The 2,952-nt window shown below is 68.1% G+C and carries 3 protein-coding genes; all 3 read right to left on the bottom strand.

What is annotated here, in order from left to right:
• Positions 1 to 72: 72 nt before the first annotated feature.
• Genes QMX83_RS21015 through QMX83_RS21005 form a run of 3 tightly spaced genes read right to left on the bottom strand, consistent with a single transcriptional unit; the run spans position 73 to position 2,852 of the window.
• Complete coding sequence (locus QMX83_RS21015; protein WP_282298565.1) at positions 73 to 780, bottom strand: phosphoglycolate phosphatase; 708 nt, start codon at positions 778 to 780, stop codon at positions 73 to 75.
• Positions 746 to 1,477, bottom strand: a complete 732-nt coding sequence (gene ubiG, locus QMX83_RS21010; RefSeq protein ID WP_282298564.1) for a bifunctional 2-polyprenyl-6-hydroxyphenol methylase/3-demethylubiquinol 3-O-methyltransferase UbiG — start codon at positions 1,475 to 1,477, stop codon at positions 746 to 748. Before ubiG ends, QMX83_RS21015 begins: the two co-directional genes overlap by 35 nt.
• 31 nt (positions 1,478 to 1,508) lie before the next feature.
• Positions 1,509 to 2,852 carry a TRZ/ATZ family hydrolase gene (locus QMX83_RS21005; protein ID WP_282298563.1) on the bottom strand — a complete coding sequence of 448 codons (1,344 nt, stop codon included), beginning with the start codon at positions 2,850 to 2,852 and terminating at the stop codon, positions 1,509 to 1,511.
• Between the last annotated feature and the right edge of the window lie 100 nt (positions 2,853 to 2,952).

The following is a 2,952-nucleotide window of genomic DNA, read 5'->3' as shown; positions in this document are numbered from 1 at the left end:
GCCGTTGGCCGGCCCTCATGAACGGTGAAGGCGGGTCGAGGCCGGCCAACGGCCGGCGCTACCGGGGATCGATTATCCGGTAGTGCCCGGCCATGCGCACGGGGTATGCAGCTGCGACGGCGTTTCCACCATCACCTCCGCGCCCCACGCCAGCGGATTGTCGTCGTCCAGACGATACCCCCACAACGCGGCCACGGACGGCATGCCGGCCGCCTGCGCGGCCAGAATGTCGCGCTCGTCGTCGCCGACATAGACGCAGGTGGCCGGCTCGATGCCCATCCGGCGCGCGGCCTCCAGCAGCGGCAACGGGTGCGGCTTGCGCTCGGCCAGGGTGTCACCACCGATCAGCACTTGGCAGCGCTGCTGCCAGCCCAGCTGCGGCACGATCAACTGCGCCAGGTATTCGGGCTTGTTGGTGACGATGCCCCAGCGGGTACCCGCCGCTTCCAGTGCCTCCAGCATGCCGTCGATGCCGTCGAACAACACCGCGTGCTGGCCGATCAGGGCTTCATAGCGCTGCAGGAACTCGGGAATCAGCGCGTCACGCGCCGCCGCATCCAGCTCGGGAAAGGCCACCGAGACCATCGCCCGCGATCCCTTGGACACCACCGGGCGCAGCACGTCCAACGTGATCGGTGCACGCTCACGCGCGGCCAGCATCGCGTTGGCAGTGGCCAGCATGTCCGGCGCGCTGTCGAGCAGGGTGCCGTCCAGGTCGAACAGCACCGCCCTGGGAAAACCTGTCTCAGCCACCGACACTGTCTTCCGGCTTGACCGCATGGGCCAGGTAATTGATGTCGGTGCGCGAACTCAGACGCGCGCGGTTGCGCCACGGCTCGTAGGCCATGCCGCTGACGTCGCGCAGGTTGAAATCGGCTTCGCGCAGCCACTTGCCCAGCTCGGCCGGCTTGATGAATTCCTGGTAGTGGTGCGTGCCCTTGGGCAGCAGCCGCGCCACGTACTCGGCACCGACAATGGCCACCGCAAACGCGGCCGGGGTGCGGTTGATCGTCGACAGGAACAGCTGCCCGCCGGGCTTCAGCAGGCGGTGACAGGCGGCGATGATCGCGCCCGGGTCCGGCACGTGCTCCAGCATTTCCATGCAGGTCACCACGTCGAAACTGCCCGGCTGTTCCGCGGCCAGATCTTCGGCGGCCTGCACGCGGTAGTCCACCTTCACCCCGGACTCCAGTCCGTGCAGGCGCGCAACCTTGACCAGCTCGGGAGCCAGGTCGATGGCGGTCACGTCCGCGCCGGCCTGGGCCAGCGCTTCGCTGAGCAGACCACCGCCGCAGCCGATATCGAGCACGCGCGCACCGCGCAGCGGGGCGCGATCGGCGACGTACTTCAGCCGCACCGGGTTGAGCGCGTGCAGCGGCTTCTGCGGGCCGTCGGCGTCCCACCAGCGGTTGGCCAGCGCGGCGAACTTGTCCAGTTCGGCCTGATCGAAATTGGTGGAAGCGTGGGGGCTGTTCATGGGGTTACCTGCTTGGATCGGTGCGCCACAATCACGCACGGATGTGTCGAATACGCTCGCGCCACTGGCGCGCATTGGCCACGATGGCCGCGGTGTCCATGCCGACCAGCTCGCGCTGGACCAGCTTGGGCTGACCGGCGATCCAGACATCGCTGACCTGGTGGCGACCGGCGGCATACACCAGCTGCGACAGCACATGGTGCAGCGGCTGGGTTTCCAGCGCGGACAGGTCCACGCAGACCAGGTCGGCCTGCTTGCCCACCTCGATGGAACCGATGCGGTCGCCAAAGCCCAATGCGCGCGCGCCGCCCAGGGTGGCCGCACGCAACGTGGTGGCGGCATCCAGCGCGGTGGCGTCGTTGGCCACGGCCTTGGCGAGAATGGCCGCAGTGCGGTTCTCGCTGAACATGTCCAGGTCGTTGTTGCTGGCGCAGCCATCGGTACCGATGGCCAGGTTGACCCCGGCGCGCTGCAGCGCGCAGGCCGGGCAGAAGCCCGACGCCAGTTTCAGATTGGATTCCGGGCAGTGCACCACGCTGACGCCGCGCTCGGCGCACAGGTGGATTTCCGCTTCCGTCAGCTGGGTCATGTGCACCGCGATCAGGCGGTCGTTGACCAGGCCGAGGCGGTCCAGGCGCGCCAGCGGGCGCTGCCCGTGCAGCTTGATCGAGTCGCTGACTTCCTGCGCGGTTTCATGGGTGTGCAGGTGCACCTGCATGTCCAGCTGGTCGGACAGCATGCGCACGCGTTCAAAGTTGGCATCGCTGACGGTGTACGGCGCGTGCGGTGCGAACGAGGTGCCGATCAGCGGATCGCCGCGCCATTGGTCGTGCAGGTCACCGGCCTTGGCGAAGTACTCGTCATCGGTCTTCGCCCAGGCGGTGGGGAAATCGATCACCACGGCACCGACCAGCGCGCGGAATCCGTGCTGCTTGTACACGGCGGCCTGGACGTCGGCGAAGAAGTAGTTTTCGTTGGCGCAGGTGGTACCACCGCGCAGCATTTCGGCAATGGCCAGCGTGGTGCCGTCGGCGACGAACTCCGGCCCGATCACCGCCGCTTCCACCGGCCAGATGTGCTGCTGCAGCCATACCATCAGCGGCAGGTCGTCAGCGACGCCGCGCAGCAGGGTCATCGGGTTGTGGGTATGCGCATTGACCAGGCCCGGCATCAGCGCCGCGTCCGGGCGCGACACGGTCTCCTTCGGGGCGAAGCGGGCACGGGCTTCGGCACGCGGCAGAATGGCGATGATCTCGCTGCCACGTACCGCCACGGCATGGTCTTCCAGCACCACCGCATGCGGCTCGATCGGGACCACGTATCCGGCTTCGATCAGCAGGTCACAGGCTTCGGGGATGCGGGAGGTGTCGGTCATGCGATCTCGCTTGGGTGTGGCCGGTGGCCCGAGAGCGCGGGCGACCGCGGTGGTGCTGCTGGTAGCGCCGGCCGTTGGCCGGCCTTGGGACCGCCTGGGC

Source organism: Stenotrophomonas sp. PS02289 (assembly GCF_029960115.1).
Taxonomy (GTDB): domain Bacteria; phylum Pseudomonadota; class Gammaproteobacteria; order Xanthomonadales; family Xanthomonadaceae; genus Stenotrophomonas.
Note: the sequence above shows the minus strand (reverse complement) of the source record. Positions and strands in the feature narration are given on the sequence as shown.